12 protein-coding genes are annotated in these 14,620 nt (G+C 43.6%); 7 read left to right on the top strand and 5 right to left on the bottom strand.

Going from position 1 to position 14,620, the window contains the following annotated elements; translation table 11 throughout:
- Positions 1-168 precede the first annotated feature (168 nt).
- The 3 genes from MYF79_RS08350 to MYF79_RS08340 all read left to right on the top strand — a co-directional run bounded on the left by MYF79_RS08350 (position 169) and on the right by MYF79_RS08340 (position 2,407).
- Positions 169-678 carry a thioredoxin fold domain-containing protein gene (locus tag MYF79_RS08350; RefSeq protein ID WP_247813386.1) on the top strand — a complete coding sequence of 170 codons (510 nt, stop codon included), beginning with the start codon at positions 169-171 and terminating at the stop codon, positions 676-678.
- Between the two features lie 78 nt (positions 679-756).
- The gene (gene mdh, locus MYF79_RS08345; protein WP_247813385.1) at positions 757-1,695 is read left to right on the top strand and encodes a malate dehydrogenase; all 939 of its coding nucleotides are present in this window, start codon (positions 757-759) and stop codon (positions 1,693-1,695) included.
- Positions 1,696-1,945: 250 nt separating this feature from the next.
- Positions 1,946-2,407 (top strand): MarR family winged helix-turn-helix transcriptional regulator, encoded by a 462-nt coding sequence (locus MYF79_RS08340; protein WP_199657732.1) that lies wholly within the window; start codon positions 1,946-1,948, stop codon positions 2,405-2,407.
- A 36-nt stretch (positions 2,408-2,443) separates the two neighbouring features.
- Here the strand turns inward: MYF79_RS08340 and MYF79_RS08335 are convergent, their stop codons facing one another.
- From MYF79_RS08335 to MYF79_RS08325, 3 genes are all read right to left on the bottom strand, one after another.
- Entirely contained in the window at positions 2,444-3,727 is a 1,284-nt protein-coding gene (locus tag MYF79_RS08335) for an MFS transporter (protein ID WP_247813384.1), read from the bottom strand.
- Between the two features lie 13 nt (positions 3,728-3,740).
- Entirely contained in the window at positions 3,741-4,406 is a 666-nt protein-coding gene (locus MYF79_RS08330) for a DedA family protein (RefSeq protein WP_247813383.1), read from the bottom strand.
- A gap of 133 nt (positions 4,407-4,539) precedes the next feature.
- Positions 4,540-5,907: a dicarboxylate/amino acid:cation symporter gene (locus MYF79_RS08325; RefSeq protein ID WP_247813382.1), complete on the bottom strand. Its 1,368-nt coding sequence runs from the start codon at positions 5,905-5,907 to the stop codon at positions 4,540-4,542.
- 197 nt (positions 5,908-6,104) lie between these two features.
- On the opposite strand from MYF79_RS08325, the gene MYF79_RS08320 reads away from it, so the two are divergent.
- Both MYF79_RS08320 and MYF79_RS08315 read left to right on the top strand, forming a co-directional pair.
- Positions 6,105-7,601 (top strand): amino acid permease, encoded by a 1,497-nt coding sequence (locus MYF79_RS08320; RefSeq protein WP_199657736.1) that lies wholly within the window; start codon positions 6,105-6,107, stop codon positions 7,599-7,601.
- A 161-nt stretch (positions 7,602-7,762) separates the two neighbouring features.
- Positions 7,763-8,473 (top strand): YebC/PmpR family DNA-binding transcriptional regulator, encoded by a 711-nt coding sequence (locus tag MYF79_RS08315; protein WP_199657737.1) that lies wholly within the window; start codon positions 7,763-7,765, stop codon positions 8,471-8,473.
- A gap of 72 nt (positions 8,474-8,545) precedes the next feature.
- Here MYF79_RS08315 and MYF79_RS08310 read toward each other — a convergent pair whose 3' ends face one another.
- On the bottom strand, positions 8,546-9,250 hold the full coding sequence (locus tag MYF79_RS08310; protein WP_199657738.1) for a response regulator transcription factor: 705 nt from the start codon (positions 9,248-9,250) through the stop codon (positions 8,546-8,548).
- 426 nt (positions 9,251-9,676) lie between these two features.
- Entirely contained in the window at positions 9,677-12,076 is a 2,400-nt protein-coding gene (locus tag MYF79_RS08305) for a thiamine pyrophosphate-dependent enzyme (RefSeq protein ID WP_247813381.1), read from the bottom strand.
- A gap of 208 nt (positions 12,077-12,284) precedes the next feature.
- Between MYF79_RS08305 and MYF79_RS08300 the strand changes: the two genes are divergently transcribed.
- Together MYF79_RS08300 and MYF79_RS08295 are read left to right on the top strand one after the other, a co-directional pair.
- Positions 12,285-12,677, top strand: a complete 393-nt coding sequence (locus MYF79_RS08300) for a DUF1573 domain-containing protein (RefSeq protein WP_199657740.1) — start codon at positions 12,285-12,287, stop codon at positions 12,675-12,677.
- Between the two features lie 159 nt (positions 12,678-12,836).
- Positions 12,837-14,063 carry a pyridoxal phosphate-dependent aminotransferase gene (locus MYF79_RS08295; protein ID WP_247813380.1) on the top strand — a complete coding sequence of 409 codons (1,227 nt, stop codon included), beginning with the start codon at positions 12,837-12,839 and terminating at the stop codon, positions 14,061-14,063.
- The last annotated feature ends 557 nt before the right edge of the window (positions 14,064-14,620 follow it).

Here is a 14,620-nt window from a genome sequence, read left to right as displayed (position 1 = left end):
TGGTAAGTATGTCCATACTTACCTTCCAGCGCCCCGGAATAGTCCTTTTTTAAGTAAAAAAACCGCTCAAATAAAGGTTCGGATACTTCCTTGCTTTGGTTTATAGACTATTACAAAATTCGATACCTTTAGTCCCGTACAAAAATCAAGCGTTCAAAAATCAGACTTATGAGACGATACCTGCTCCTTTTATGTTGCTGTTGCCTGCCGTTCCTGTTACAAGCTCAAACCAGAACGGTGTCTGTGCCTAAGGATCAGCCTCCTTATCTTCAGTATCCGATAGTACCCTCTTTCCCGCTTACTTTGCCCGACGGCCATGTTATTACCAAAAATGACCTGAGAAAGAACGTTAAGACAATTGTTTTTGTTTTTAGTGTAGATTGCGACCACTGTAAACAACTGACAGAAGAGGTGCTCAAGAACATCGATAAGTTCAAAAAGACACAGATCCTGATGGTCACACCTTTTCAGCCGGACCAGATGAAGGTGTATTATAATAATTATAACATCAAAAACTACCCCAATATTATAATGGCCAGCGAGCCGACCCGTCAGATCATGTATTTCTACAACCTGCATTACTTTCCCGGACTGTTCATTTATGACAAAAAGCAGCAGTTCGTGAAAGGCTTTGAAGGCACCGTGAAACTGGAACAGCTGCAGGAATACCTGAATTAACATTGCGGGCCTGTTTCAGTGGCGATTGGTTACATTTGTTTATCCTCATATTCTTCACCTTAAAATTTAATACAAACGATGAAAGTTACTGTCGTAGGAGCTGGTAATGTAGGCGCAACCTGTGCTAATGTGCTGGCCCACAGAGATTTTTTGCAGGAGATTGTGTTGTTGGATATTAAAGAAGGCACTGCAGAAGGAAAGGCGTTGGATAGCTGGCAGCAGGCCCCGATTGATTACTATAGCACCAGGATAACGGGTGTCACGAACGATTATCTCAAAACCGCTGATAGTGATGTAGTTGTCATCACTTCCGGATTGCCCCGGAAACCGGGTATGAGCAGGGATGACCTTATCTCTACCAATGCCAATATTGTAAAATCGGTTACGGAAAACATTGTCAAGCATTCACCGGATGCTATTATCATCGTGGTAAGTAATCCACTGGACGTGATGACTTACTGCGCCTACCTGACTGCCCAGAAAGACAGCAGTAAGGTGTTCGGTATGGCCGGGATCCTCGATACTGCCCGCTACCGTGCGTTCCTTGCAGAGGAGATCAACTGTTCCCCCAAAGACATCCAGGCCATCCTGATGGGAGGACATGGAGACACTATGGTGCCACTGCCACGTTATACAACCGTATCAGGTATTCCTGTTACAGAACTCATTGCTCCGGATAAACTGGAAGCCATTATACAACGCACCAAAGTAGGGGGCGGCGAGATCGTGAACCTGCTGGGCACATCCGCCTGGTATGCACCGGGAGCTGCTGCTGCACAGATGGTAGAAGCCATATTGAAAGATGAAAAGAGAATATTCCCCTGCTGCGCATGGCTGACCGGTGAGTATGGACTAAAAGACATATATCTCGGCGTTCCTGTTGTGCTGGGAAAAAATGGTATCGAAAAGATCCTTGAGTTGCAGCTCAATGACAGCGAAAAGGCATTACTCGCAACCTCTGCCACCCACGTTAAAGAAGTTATGGACGTATTAGACAACATGAAAGTGATTGCATAATATATTCATCCTATAAAAGGCTGACTAATAGCCAAAAATGATCCGGCTATCAGTCAGCCTTTGTTATGTCATTCCGGGAATGCCCTATCCTCTCTCTCCTCTCTCCTCTTACTATTCCCAGGAATAAATCCTTTCTGACTCTGAAAAGATTTGTTACATTCGTTTCAACGGTTATTATACAAAACGTGATGTTTTGTTTGCCAAATGCATGATTGATATTCGTATTTTTAACCCGACTATATTCTCACTTATGTCAAACATAGAAAAGCTCATCTCGCAGAAAACATTTACCAGCGAGTATAATAAAGGGTTAATAGGTCTCATTTTCGTCGGCAACTGGATAGTGTCACGTCATCAACAATTCTTCAAGAAGTTTGACATTACCATGCAACAGTATAATATACTGAGAATACTACGCGGCCAACACCCTAAAGCTGCTAATATCAACACCTTAAAAGAGAGAATGCTGGACAAAATGAGTGATGTTTCACGTCTTGTCGAGCGCCTGCGCAAGGCCGGATTAGTGGAAAGGAAAAGCAGTGAGGTAGACCGCAGGGCCGTGGATGTACAGATCACAGAGAAAGGATTGGCCTTGCTTAAGGTAATGGATGTAGACCTTCCGGATCTTGAAGATTCCCTGAAATTGTCATTGACAGAAGAGGAAGCATTGCAACTGAACATGCTCCTCGATAAGATCCTGACACGCTATTAAGCCGGGAATCCTTCCATGCCAACTGAGTATAAATACTCAATCAGCCGAAAGTTTTTTTATATTCTCTTCTTCTTCCGAAGAGTTTATTTCTTCCACGTAATTAAGGTCTTTCCCGAAAGTTTCTTCTACAGTATAAGACGCTATTAACGAAGCCGCGATACAGATCACGGCTACCAATGCACCGCTTTGCAGGTAACTAAAGTAGTGCTGTGCAAAGGCAAATAACATCGTGATCAGCGGTAGCATACCACGTGCAAAGTTAGGTACGGTAATGGCCACAGTAGCTCTGAGATTAGTACCAAAACTTTCTGCAGCTATCGTAACAAAGATAGCCCAGAAGCCTACACTGAAACCAAGCAGGAAACAAACGGTATAGAAAAGCCACTTTTCTGCACCGTGAAGATTAAGATAGAAAAAGACACATACTGCAGTTAATGTCAGGAAGATCATCATCACTTTTCGCCGGCTTTTCAATAGCTGGCTAAGTAAGCCGCTGGAAAAATCGCCCAGCACCAGTCCGGCATAACAAAATGCCACTGCATCTCCTGGATTAATGACAGACTTCACACCCATTTCTACAGCGAATTTATTGGAGAATGCCACTAATATTCCTACTACAAACCAGGTAGGAGCGCCCAGGAGCACACATTTCAAATACCGGAAAAAACGGTCTTTGTTATTAAACAGGGCAAGGAACTCTCCCCTTCCTACAGTATTTTTTTCAGCTGTCTGGTTGAACATATGAGATTCCATTACGCTGATACGCAGGATGAGCAGTAACAGGCCTAATCCACCTCCTATAAAATAACAATAACGCCAGTCAGGTACTACCTTCGCAATCAAATTGGCGGCAACAGCACCGGATACACCCACGGTAGCCACTATCATGGTACCGTATCCCCTCTTTTCTTTGGGCAATATTTCGGCTACCAGCGTAATGCCGGCGCCCAGTTCCCCCGCGAGCCCCAGTCCCGCAACAAAACGCCAGAACAGGTAGCCGGTGGTACCCGTTACAAAACCATTGGCAATATTGGCAATTGAATAAAGTAGTATGGAACCAAACAAGACCTTGAGCCGGCCTTTCTTGTCTCCGACAATTCCCCAGAAGATCCCTCCGACAAGCAAGCCTGCCATCTGTACATTTATCAGTAACAGCCCTACACCTGAGTCAATTTCTGACTGAGGCACGCCCAGGTCTTTCAGACTGGGAACTCTCAGGATCGTAAATAATAACAGATCATAGATATCAACGAAATATCCCAATGAAGCTACTATCACTGCGACATTTAAGATTGACGCGGAACGGTTGCCGGATTGCATAACGGGCCTGTTTTTATTCATTCACATCGGTGTGAGTAGGATGCGGATGTTTTGCTTTACCAAAAACTAGTTTAATAATAACAGGTAATGTAGTAATAATTATTAATATAATTACAATAAGTTCCAGATGTTCTTTCAGCGTGGGGAAGAACTTATCCAGGTAATGGCCTGCCAGCATCATAGAAAATACCCAACAGAAGGAGCTGATGATATTAAAGAACATAAATTTCTTCCGCTCCATCTGTACGATACCTGCTACAATGGGAGCGAAAGTCCGGATGATAGGCAGGAAACGGGCCAGGAATATCGCGCCGCCACCATATTTATCGTAGAAATCCTTCGCCTGGTAAAGGTGCTTCTGCTTAAAGAAAAAAGTATCTTTTCTATTGAAAAGTAATGGTCCCGATTTACGGCCAAACCAAAAACCCACAAAATTTCCCAATACCCCCGCAACGGAGATCATCACCATAATGAGGAAAAAAGGAACATTAAAAAAGCTTTCACTCAATAAACCGCCATATATACCAGCCACAAAAAGCAGGGAATCTCCCGGCAGGAAAAACCCTACAAAAAGCCCCGTTTCAGCAAAAATGATCAGCAATAATAGATACAGGCCACCATGATCAATGATCCATTGTGGGTTAATAAGATGCTTGAATAACTCTATAAACTGGTCCATATAGTCTTTAATAATCTCAAAATCAGATACTAATATAGGCGCTTACACTGCCTCCTGCCAGCATTGGACAAAATCATCAATGCTATATACAACAGACACCGGGCAAAATAAGCATAAAACTGTTATTGATTTGTTATACTTCCTTTAACTGCGAAGCCGGGACTTCCGCAAGGGAGTTTTCCCATTTGGATACCACTGCGGTAGCCATAGCATTACCAATCACATTGGTAGCTGAACGTCCCATGTCCAGTAAATGGTCCACTCCCAGCAGCAGTAATAACCCAGCTTCCGGAATATGGAACATGGAAAGTGTGCCAGCGATCACAACGAGAGAAGCCCTTGGGACCCCGGCTATTCCTTTACTGGTAATCATTAATACAAGGAGCATCGAGATCTGTTCTTCAAATCCTAGGTGCATATTATAGGCCTGTGCAATGAACAGGCTGGCAAAGGTCATGTACATCATAGAGCCATCCAGGTTAAAGGAATAACCTAAGGGCAGTACGAAACTTACAATACGGTTATCACAACCGAATTTTTCCAGCTCTTCCATTGTACGGGGGTAGGCAGCTTCGCTGCTGGCTGTACTGAAAGCCAGTAACAAGGGATCTTTTATCAGCCCGAGTAAAGTGAATACCCGCCGTCCGAGTATCAGGAATCCCACCAAAGCCAATACTATCCATAAACAGGCAAGGCCCAGGTAAAACTGGCCTATGAATTTACCGTAGGTCAGCAAAATGGTAAGTCCCTTCTGCGAAATGATTGCCGCCATTGCACCAAATACAGCAAACGGAGCAAAATTCATCACGTACCCTGTCACTTTCAACATGATATGGGCTACGCTATCCATGAATTTTACCACAACGGTTCCAAACTCACCTACAGCTGCCGTAGCTACGCCAAAGAAAAGTGAGAACACAACGATCTGCAGGATCTCGTTGTGCGCCATGGCGTTGATCACACTATCGGGGAATACGTGCTGGAAGAATCCTTTCAGTGTCATGGCAGCAGCCGCCACTCCGCTGCTCGCATGAGAATCCGGTACCGGCAGGTTCAGGGAATGACCTGGCTGCAGGATATTCACCAGCATAAGGCCCAGGAAAAGGGAAATGAAAGTAGCTGAAATAAACCATAACATAGTTTTACCGCCAATGCGTCCTACCGCTTTGATATCGCCCAGCTTTGCCACTCCTACCACTAATGTAGAAAATACCAGGGGAGCAATGATCATCTTTACCAGTCGCAGGAATATATCAGTCAGAATAGAAATGTTATCAGCAAACTTCTGGATCCTGGCTTCTCCGGTAGTACCTTTACCGGTAGAGAGACCTATAATATGTCCGGCGGTGTTGCCAAGGGAGCTGTTATCAGCGGAGACCATCTGTCCGGCATTTCCGCCACCATAGGTATCGGTATAGCAAACGTTCACAATATACCCGGTCAGGATTCCCAATACCATGGCTATGAAAATAAATAGTGTAAGCCGGTTGGATCTCTTCATGCAAAGCCTTTTAATTACAATTAATATTTGTGCTAAACGCTAAAATTCCCCAAAAATAAGGTTAGTACTGTAAAGTTGTGACTTCATTTATAAAATAAAAGCTCAGGGTTTGCTTTTTGATATTTATATTTGGCGATCTGTAATAAAACGAAACAACAACTAAACCACTTAAACGTCAACCACAATATCTCATTAGTATGGGCAAACTTTTTGTAAAAAAGCCACTCTCCCTGTTATTAGCTGAAGCATCCGAATCTGAAAAAGGCCTTAAACGTACATTAGGGGCAGGATCGCTTATAGCTTTGGGAATAGGCGCTATCATTGGTGCGGGGCTTTTTGTTAGAACAGCTGCTGCTGCCGGGCAACACGCCGGTCCTGCTGTTACGATCTCTTTCATTATCGCTGCTATTGGTTGTGCCCTGGCAGGTCTTTGTTACGCCGAGTTTGCCTCAATGATCCCTATTGCCGGTAGTGCTTATACCTACTCCTATGCGACAATGGGTGAATTCATCGCCTGGATCATCGGATGGGACCTTGTGCTGGAATATGCGCTTGGTGCGGCTACTGTGGCCATTGGTTGGTCTCAGTACCTGAATAAACTCATTGAAAAGGTCTTTGGGGCCGCGTATGTCATACCATATCAGTGGTCTCACAGCCCCTTTGAAACTTCTGATGCAGGCGTACACGGTATCATGAACCTGCCTGCAGTTTTCATATTGTTATTGCTCACTTTATTGCTGATCCGTGGTATCGAAGGTTCTGCAATCGTTAATAACGTCATCGTTATTACTAAAGTAGCTATCGTAATCCTGCTGATCCTCCTTGGCTGGCAGTTCATTAATCCTGCTAACCACACTCCCTTCACTATTCCTGCGGATGCCGGTTCTGTGACCATGCACAATGGTAAGGTGATCAACTATAGCGACTTCTGGTATCACGGCATACCCGGGGTGCTGCGTGGCGCCGGGGTAGTATTCTTTGCATTCATCGGTTTTGACGCCGTATCAACTGCTGCACAGGAAACTAAAAATCCGAAGAAGAATATGCCTGTTGGTATCCTGGTATCACTGGCTATCTGTACACTGCTGTACATCCTCTTCTCTTATGTGCTGACTGGTATCGCTCCTTATAAAGACTTCCTGAGACAGGGTGGTGAGGCCTCCGTAGCTTATGCCATTGATACTTACATGCACGGATATGGCTGGTTGTCAACCTTCGTAACGGTTGCTATTCTCGCAGGTTTCTCTTCTGTGATCCTGGTGATGCTGTTAGGTCAGACAAGGGTATTCTACTCTATGTCAAACGATGGCCTGGTACCAAAGGTATTCTCCAACCTTCATCCTAAATTCCGTACACCATACAGATCACAGGCCTTGTTCTTTGTATTTGTATCCATTTTTGCTGCTTTCATCCCTGACAGCGTGGTAGGTGACATGACCAGTATCGGTACCCTGTTCGCCTTTGTATTGGTTTGCCTGGGTGTGATCGTAATGAGAAAGACCAATCCGGAATTACAGCGTGCCTTTAAAACGCCTTGGGTGCCATTTGTACCTATTCTGGGGGCTTTATTCTGTCTGACAATGATCGTCAGCCTGGGTATTGAAAACTGGGCGCGACTGATCGTATGGTTGCTGATCGGCTTCGCTATCTACTTCGGTTATAGTGTCAAGAACAGTAAGGCCAGAAAATTGTAATCAGGTTATCTCACGATATAAGATCTCAAGGCCGGAATTCATGCTGCATTGGTAGTCTGAATTTCCGGCCTTGTTCAGTTAAGCGGCCGGAGGAAGTCATTTTTACTATAAAAGTGACTATTTTTGCGTCTCGATTTTCTTAATAATTAATTATACCCAATATGGGAAGAATATTTGAAGTAAGAAAGGCCACCATGTTTGCCAGATGGGACAGAATGGCCAAACAATTTACCAGGATAGGAAAGGAAATAGCGATTGCGGTAAAGCAGGGCGGTCCTGATCCGGATAATAACCCCGCTCTTCGCAGATGTGTTGCCAACGCCAAAGGTGTTAACATGCCTAAAGACCGTGTAGAAGCGGCCATTAAGCGTGCTATGGGTAAGGACAAGACTGATTACGAAGAAGTTGTATATGAAGGGTATGCGCCACATGGGGTAGCTGTAATGGTTGAGACAGCAACTGATAATCCTACCCGTACAGTAGCCAACGTACGCATGCACTTCAATAAGGAAGGTGGCAGCTTGGGGAATAGCGGTTCAGTAGGTTTTTTATTCAACCGTACGGGGGTTTTCAAAATAAAAAATGAAGGCCAGAACCTGGAAGAGCTGGAACTTGAACTGATCGATGCGGGCCTGGAAGAAATAGGAGAAGATAGTGAAGGCAATATCGTGCTGCATACACCATTTACCGAGTTCGGTAACATGTCGAAAGCGCTTGAAGAGAGAAATATTATTCCGATCAGCGCGGAATTGCAGCGTATTCCTGCTACAACTGTTGAATTGAACGAAGAGCAGGCGAAGGAAGTACTGACACTGATTGACCGCCTTGAGCAGGATGACGATGTACAACAGGTATTCCATAATCTGCGCTAACATGCAGTGATAATATAAAAGAAATGGCCTTGTCTGAGACAAGGCCATTTCTTTTATCGATAGATCGGTATATCAAATTACACGGCAAACTTCGCTTTCAATCACCAGGCGTAAGCCTTTGCCGTGAATAGTCTCAAGCTTAATGGTATTGTCATGCTTGAAGTGCTTGCGTATGCGCGTGAGATAAACATCCATGCTACGCCCGGTAAAGAAGTCATCATTCCCCCAGACGCTCAGCAAAATGCCTTCTCTTTTCAGCCGCTTGTTGGGATTGTCACAAAGGAACTTCAGCAGTTCTGCTTCTTTCGGCGGCAGATTGATAGTTCCACCGGGATGATAGATCTTGAATTCGCTATAGTTGAAAATAAGTGATCCCAGCTTAAATACGATCTGTTTATCATTTTGCAGCAAACGGCTTCTTTTCATAAACACGTCCATCCGGCAGAGCAGTTCTTCCATATTAAATGGCTTTACCAGGTAATCATCCCCCCCGCATTCAAAGCCGTTAAGCTTATCCTGCTCCATGTAGCGCGAAGTAGTAAAAATGATAGGAACATTATCATTCCTGTCCCTGATCTCCCTTGCCAGTGCAAACCCATCCATTCCCGGCATTACAACGTCCAGTAAACAGATATCAAATGGTCTTTCCAGGAAGGTATTCCAGCCTTCCTCTCCATCTGAACAATGTACTACCAGATATCCTGCCTTTTCCAGGTGGCTCTTGATAACTTTGGCAAAAAAATGATCATCTTCTACTAACAGAACTCCTGCTTTCATAAACGGATTTGGGTTGATGGTTAATTTAGAAGTCATTCCTGACAAGCCCTAACAAAATGACGAATTATTAACTATTAACGTGGACTAAATGTTTATCCAATTTAGTTTTATTCTTTTGAATTTTAGCTGCACAACACCTATTATCTTCGTTCATTTTCGTTCATTCCTGACCAAACGAAAAATAAGCATGTCTAATATATTAATTATCATTTACAATAGGAAATAACATTTGGTTAATGTTGTATTCCAGGGCTAACAAGATCAGTATATTAAATAATTATTCAATTATATTTTAATGGATTTATCATGAAAGTATTTCATAATATTTGTATACTGTATTAACATCTTCTTAAACCTACAATTACATCTAAAATGCAAAAACGCAAGGCCGGAAAGCCTTGCGTTTCATTTTTTATAACTAAAAACTTATTCTTCCACCATTTCCATCACTATCCTGATCACATCTTCCACATTAGGTTTGGAGAAGTAATCGCCATCCGAACCATATGCAGGACGATGTGCCTGTGCACTCAGGGTTCTGGGCGCTACGTCCAGCCATTTGTAACCGCCTTGCAGTTCCATTACCTGCTGGAACATATAGGCAGTACCACCGCCAGGTACATCTTCATCAACGAAGAGTATCCGGTTCGTTTTCTTCAATGACTCAACTATTTTATGGCCTGTATCAAAAGGCAATAAGGTCTGAATATCAATCAGTTCACAGGAAACTCCCAATTTTTCCAATGTCTGAATAGCTTCTTCAATTACCCGTAGGGTGGAGCCGTAAGAAACGATCGTAATGTCACTACCCTCATGTATCGTTTCAGGTACACCCAATGGTACAGTGAAGCTACCCAGATTCTGAGGTAGCTTTTCTTTAAGTCTGTATCCGTTGAGAGATTCAATCACCAGCGCTGGCTCATTGGCCGACAGCAAGGTATTATACATACCGGCAGCCTGTACCATGTTACGTGGCACACAAACGTTTATACCTCTCAGAGATCCCAGGATCATGCTCATTGGTGAACCGGAGTGCCAGATGCCCTCCAGCCGGTGTCCTCTGGTACGCACGATAATGGGGCAATATTGGATACCTTTTGTCCGGTATTGCAAACTGGCCACATCGTCACTCAGTGGTTGCAGTCCATATATCAGGTAATCAAGATATTGTATTTCGGCGATTGGACGAAGTCCCCTGAGGGCCATACCTATGCCCTGCCCCATGATGGTAAGCTCCCGGATTCCTGTATCAAAGATCCGTTGCGTTCCATGTTTCTGCTGCAGACCTGCAAATCCCTGGTTTACATCTCCTATTTTACCCACATCCTCACCGAACGCAAATACTTTCGGATTGTTTTCTATCAGCTGATCGAAGTATTTGTTCAATACTTCATATCCATTTACCGTTGCTGAATCTTCATTATAAACTGCAGGTACCACAGGTACATTCAGCGCGGAGTTTGCTCCTTCTGCATATAACAGGGAATTGTAATTCTCTTTTTCATGGCTGAGCAGGTCATCATAAAAATGCTTTAAGGCATCTATTGCGGGAGCTTTCACCTTTTTATGATAGATCAGTATTGTAGATGCTGTTTTAAGTACATCTCTTCTCAGCGGCTCGCGGTTTGCCTGTAGCTCATGCAACAGGTTATTTATCATTCCGGCATCTACACCTGGTAAAGCAGCCACTGCCTGACCATGTGCCACCACCTGCTGTACCTGTTGACGAATGGGCGTGATATATTTCTCCCATGCATTTTTACGGGCATCCTGGGCAACAGTTTTGGCCTCAGCTTCTATAGAGAGCAGGGTGGCTTCATCTGCCAGTGCATTCTCTAAAATCCACTGCCTCATCTGATGATTACAGTCAAACTCCTTTTCCCATGCCAGGCGCTCTTTGCTCTTATAACGCTCATGAGAACCACTGGTAGAATGTCCCTGCGGCTGCGTCATTTCCTCAACATGGAACAATGCAGGAACATGCGTTTCCCTGATCTTCCTGATGCCGGTTTCAAACACCTCGCACATGGAAGCATAGTCCCATCCCTTCACGTTATATATATCAAAGCCATTTGAGTCTTCCGTTTTACGGAACCCCTCAAGCGCGGCGCTGATCGAATCTTTTGTAGTCTGATATTTACGTGGAACTGAAATGCCATAACCATCATCCCATACAAAAACTGCTAATGGCACCTGCAGTACACCGGCGGCATTCATTGTTTCCCAGAAGTGACCTTCCGAAGTAGAAGCATCTCCTATGGTAGCAAAACAAACCTCATTACCGTTATTTGACAACTTTGAGAATTCCTTTAACACTTCAACATCCCGGAACAGCTTGGATGCAAAAGCCAGGCCCAGCGCACGTGGCATCTGCGCAGCAGTAGGAGACATATCCGTGGCCGTGTTCTTGATCTGTGTAAGATCCAGCCAGTTGCCATCCTTCCCAAGATTTGGCGTCGCAAAGTGAGAGTTCATCTGGCGTCCACCTGAAAATGGCTCATTGGCCAGATCAGGATCGGCATACATCTGCGAAAAGAATTGTTCTGGTGTGGCAATACCACTGGCAAAAGCAAAGGTCTGGTCCCGGTAATAACCCGAGCGAAAATCTCCGGGTTTGAAATACTTGGCCATGGCGATCTGAGCCACTTCCTTTCCATCTCCGAAAATACCGAACTTGGCCTTTCCTGTAAGCACTTCCTTACGGGCCAGCAGACTAACTTCCCTGCTTTCGCAAGCCAGGCGGTAATCATCCAGTACTTCCTTCCGAAATTCATCGAATGACAACCGGCTTTCCGTATTCATAGTCAGTTCATTGTTTTCTATCATGCCTCTTGGTTAAAGTACAAAAGTAAGGTTAATTATAGTTAATTATACAGTTGCAAAACGTTTGAAAATGTAACGCGTAAAATAATTTGATTTTTTTTAATAAGATTTTAATAAATTCTTTAGTGCTGCATTAATTTTGGCTGTAAATTTGTTATTAAGTTAAACGATGATCTATTTTTTAACCAATCGTTTTAAAACCACATTATACATGAAAAAATTCATCTTATCCCTATTTGCGAGCATGCTGTTAACCACTGCTCTCTGGGCGCAAACACAGACCGGCAACCCTGTTGATGCCAAAGTGAAATTCAAACAGGAAACTATTGATTTTGGTAAAACTAAACTGAACAAACCAGTATCAGTTGATTTCGAATTTACCAATACGACCAAAGAACCAGTTTTAATCGAAACAGCGCGCGCAAGCTGCGGTTGTACCACTCCTAGCTGGACTAAAGAACCAATCCTGCCAGGTAAAAAAGGTAAAGTAACTGCAAACTATTCAGCTAACAGCTTAGGCCAGCAGAATAAAACTGTTTGGGTAAGATTAAAAGGTGTTGATCAGGACAAAGAACTTCACCTGACTGGTACTGTTGAAAACTAATCAACTCAATACAGATATTACCCGTATAAGTGATAAAATGGCCTTACAGCTGGAGCTGTAAGGCTTTTTTATTTGAAGCCATAACAGATTCCACGCTGAACTCAGCCTGCAGATCCCCTAATATCAACTACCTTTGTATACTCAAAATCAAGACAATTTATGCCTACCATTAGTAAGAGGGGGGAGCAAATGCCACCTTCTCCTATCAGGAAATTGGTTCCTTATGCAGAAGCAGCTAAAAAGAAGGGAACCAAAGTCTACCACCTCAATATCGGGCAACCGGATATTGAAACACCAAAACCAGTACTGGACGCTGTCCGCCACTCTGAGTTTAAAGTCCTTGAATACAGTCATAGCGCCGGCAATGAAAGTTACCGTCGTAAACTGGTTACCTACTATGAGCGGTTTGGCATCAGGCTGAACCACCAGCAGATCATTGTTACTACAGGAGGCTCAGAAGCCATTCTGTTTGCCTTTATGGCCTGCCTGGACGCTGGTGACGAGGTACTGGTACCGGAACCATTTTACGCCAACTATAATGGCTTCGCAGTTGAAGCGGGGATCCATGTACGTACCATAACCGCCAATATAGAAAGCGGATTTGCCTTACCAGCCATGGATGCCTTTGAAAAGGCGATCACTCCACGGACCAAAGCGATCATGATCTGCAATCCCAATAATCCCACTGGCTACCTGTACAGCAAGGAAGAGCTTTCAGTGCTAAAGGAGCTATGCCTGAAACATAATCTTTATTTGTTCTCTGACGAAGCGTACAGGGAATTTTGCTATACCGGCGAGCATTTCTCCGCAATGAACCTGGAAGGTCTGGAAGAACATGTTATCCTTATGGATACCATCTCTAAACGCTACAGTGCCTGCGGTGGTAGAATTGGCGCCCTTGTTACCAAAAATCAGACAGTACTCGACGCTGTGATGAAATTTGCCCAGGCAAGGCTTAGTCCTCCTTCTTTTGCACAGATAGCAGGTGAAGCTGCCGTAGACCTTCCCCCGGACTATTTTGACGAAATAAAGGCTGAATACCAGGGGCGCCGGGATATACTGGTTAAGATGCTAAATGACATTCCCGGCGTGTTCTGCCCTAATCCCGGCGGGGCATTCTATGCAATAGCCAGGTTACCTATCGACAATGCTGACAAATTCTGCCAATGGCTACTTGAATCTTTCTCCTACGAACAGCAGACTGTAATGCTTGCTCCGGCTACAGGATTCTATGCAAGCAAAGGACTGGGCATAAACGAAGTGCGATTAGCATACGTGTTGAACAAGGAAGACATCAAAAAGGCAATGATCTGCCTGGCCAGGGCCTTAGAAACATATCCGGGCCGGGTAGCTTTAAAGGAAGAAGTACTGGCAGGAGGACATTAACAGGGTGCAATTATCATATTATAAATACGCACATATAATATGATAATTGCCATTTATTCCATTTTTGCCTAAAAAAGCCCCAATTATTACATTAAGAAAAATAATATATACACTTTTTTCTAGCGAACTTTGATTTTTATATAGAAAAATGTTTTTTACGTTAATTTTCTTTGTATATTTGAACTGCGAAAGGCACCTAAACAGGTCGGACGGAATGAGAGAAGAAAGAATAGGGCGAACTTGTTTAGCATAAATTTAACCTTAATAATTTCAGTAAGCGTTTTATAATTCTGAACTTTGAGTTATTAACATTCAGAAACGAATTATCAACTTTTTGTAAAAAAGTTTGAGATATACTAAAACGTTTTAGCTAAATACCGTATTTTTGTATCAGTTTTTCATAACGTGGAATTTATAAAGGCAAACGGCTCTGATCACAGAGCCGTATTTTTTTGCCCTATACTCTCCCAATATATTGATAATCAATAATCGATGGAACGACAATCTCTCATTCTCCTGCTTTAACCTTTAAGATCTTATATAAAATTAAAAGAGGC

It is taken from the genome of Chitinophaga filiformis (genome assembly GCF_023100805.1).
In the GTDB taxonomy this organism is placed as follows: Bacteria; Bacteroidota; Bacteroidia; order Chitinophagales; family Chitinophagaceae; genus Chitinophaga; species Chitinophaga filiformis_B.
Note: the sequence above shows the minus strand (reverse complement) of the source record. Positions and strands in the feature narration are given on the sequence as shown.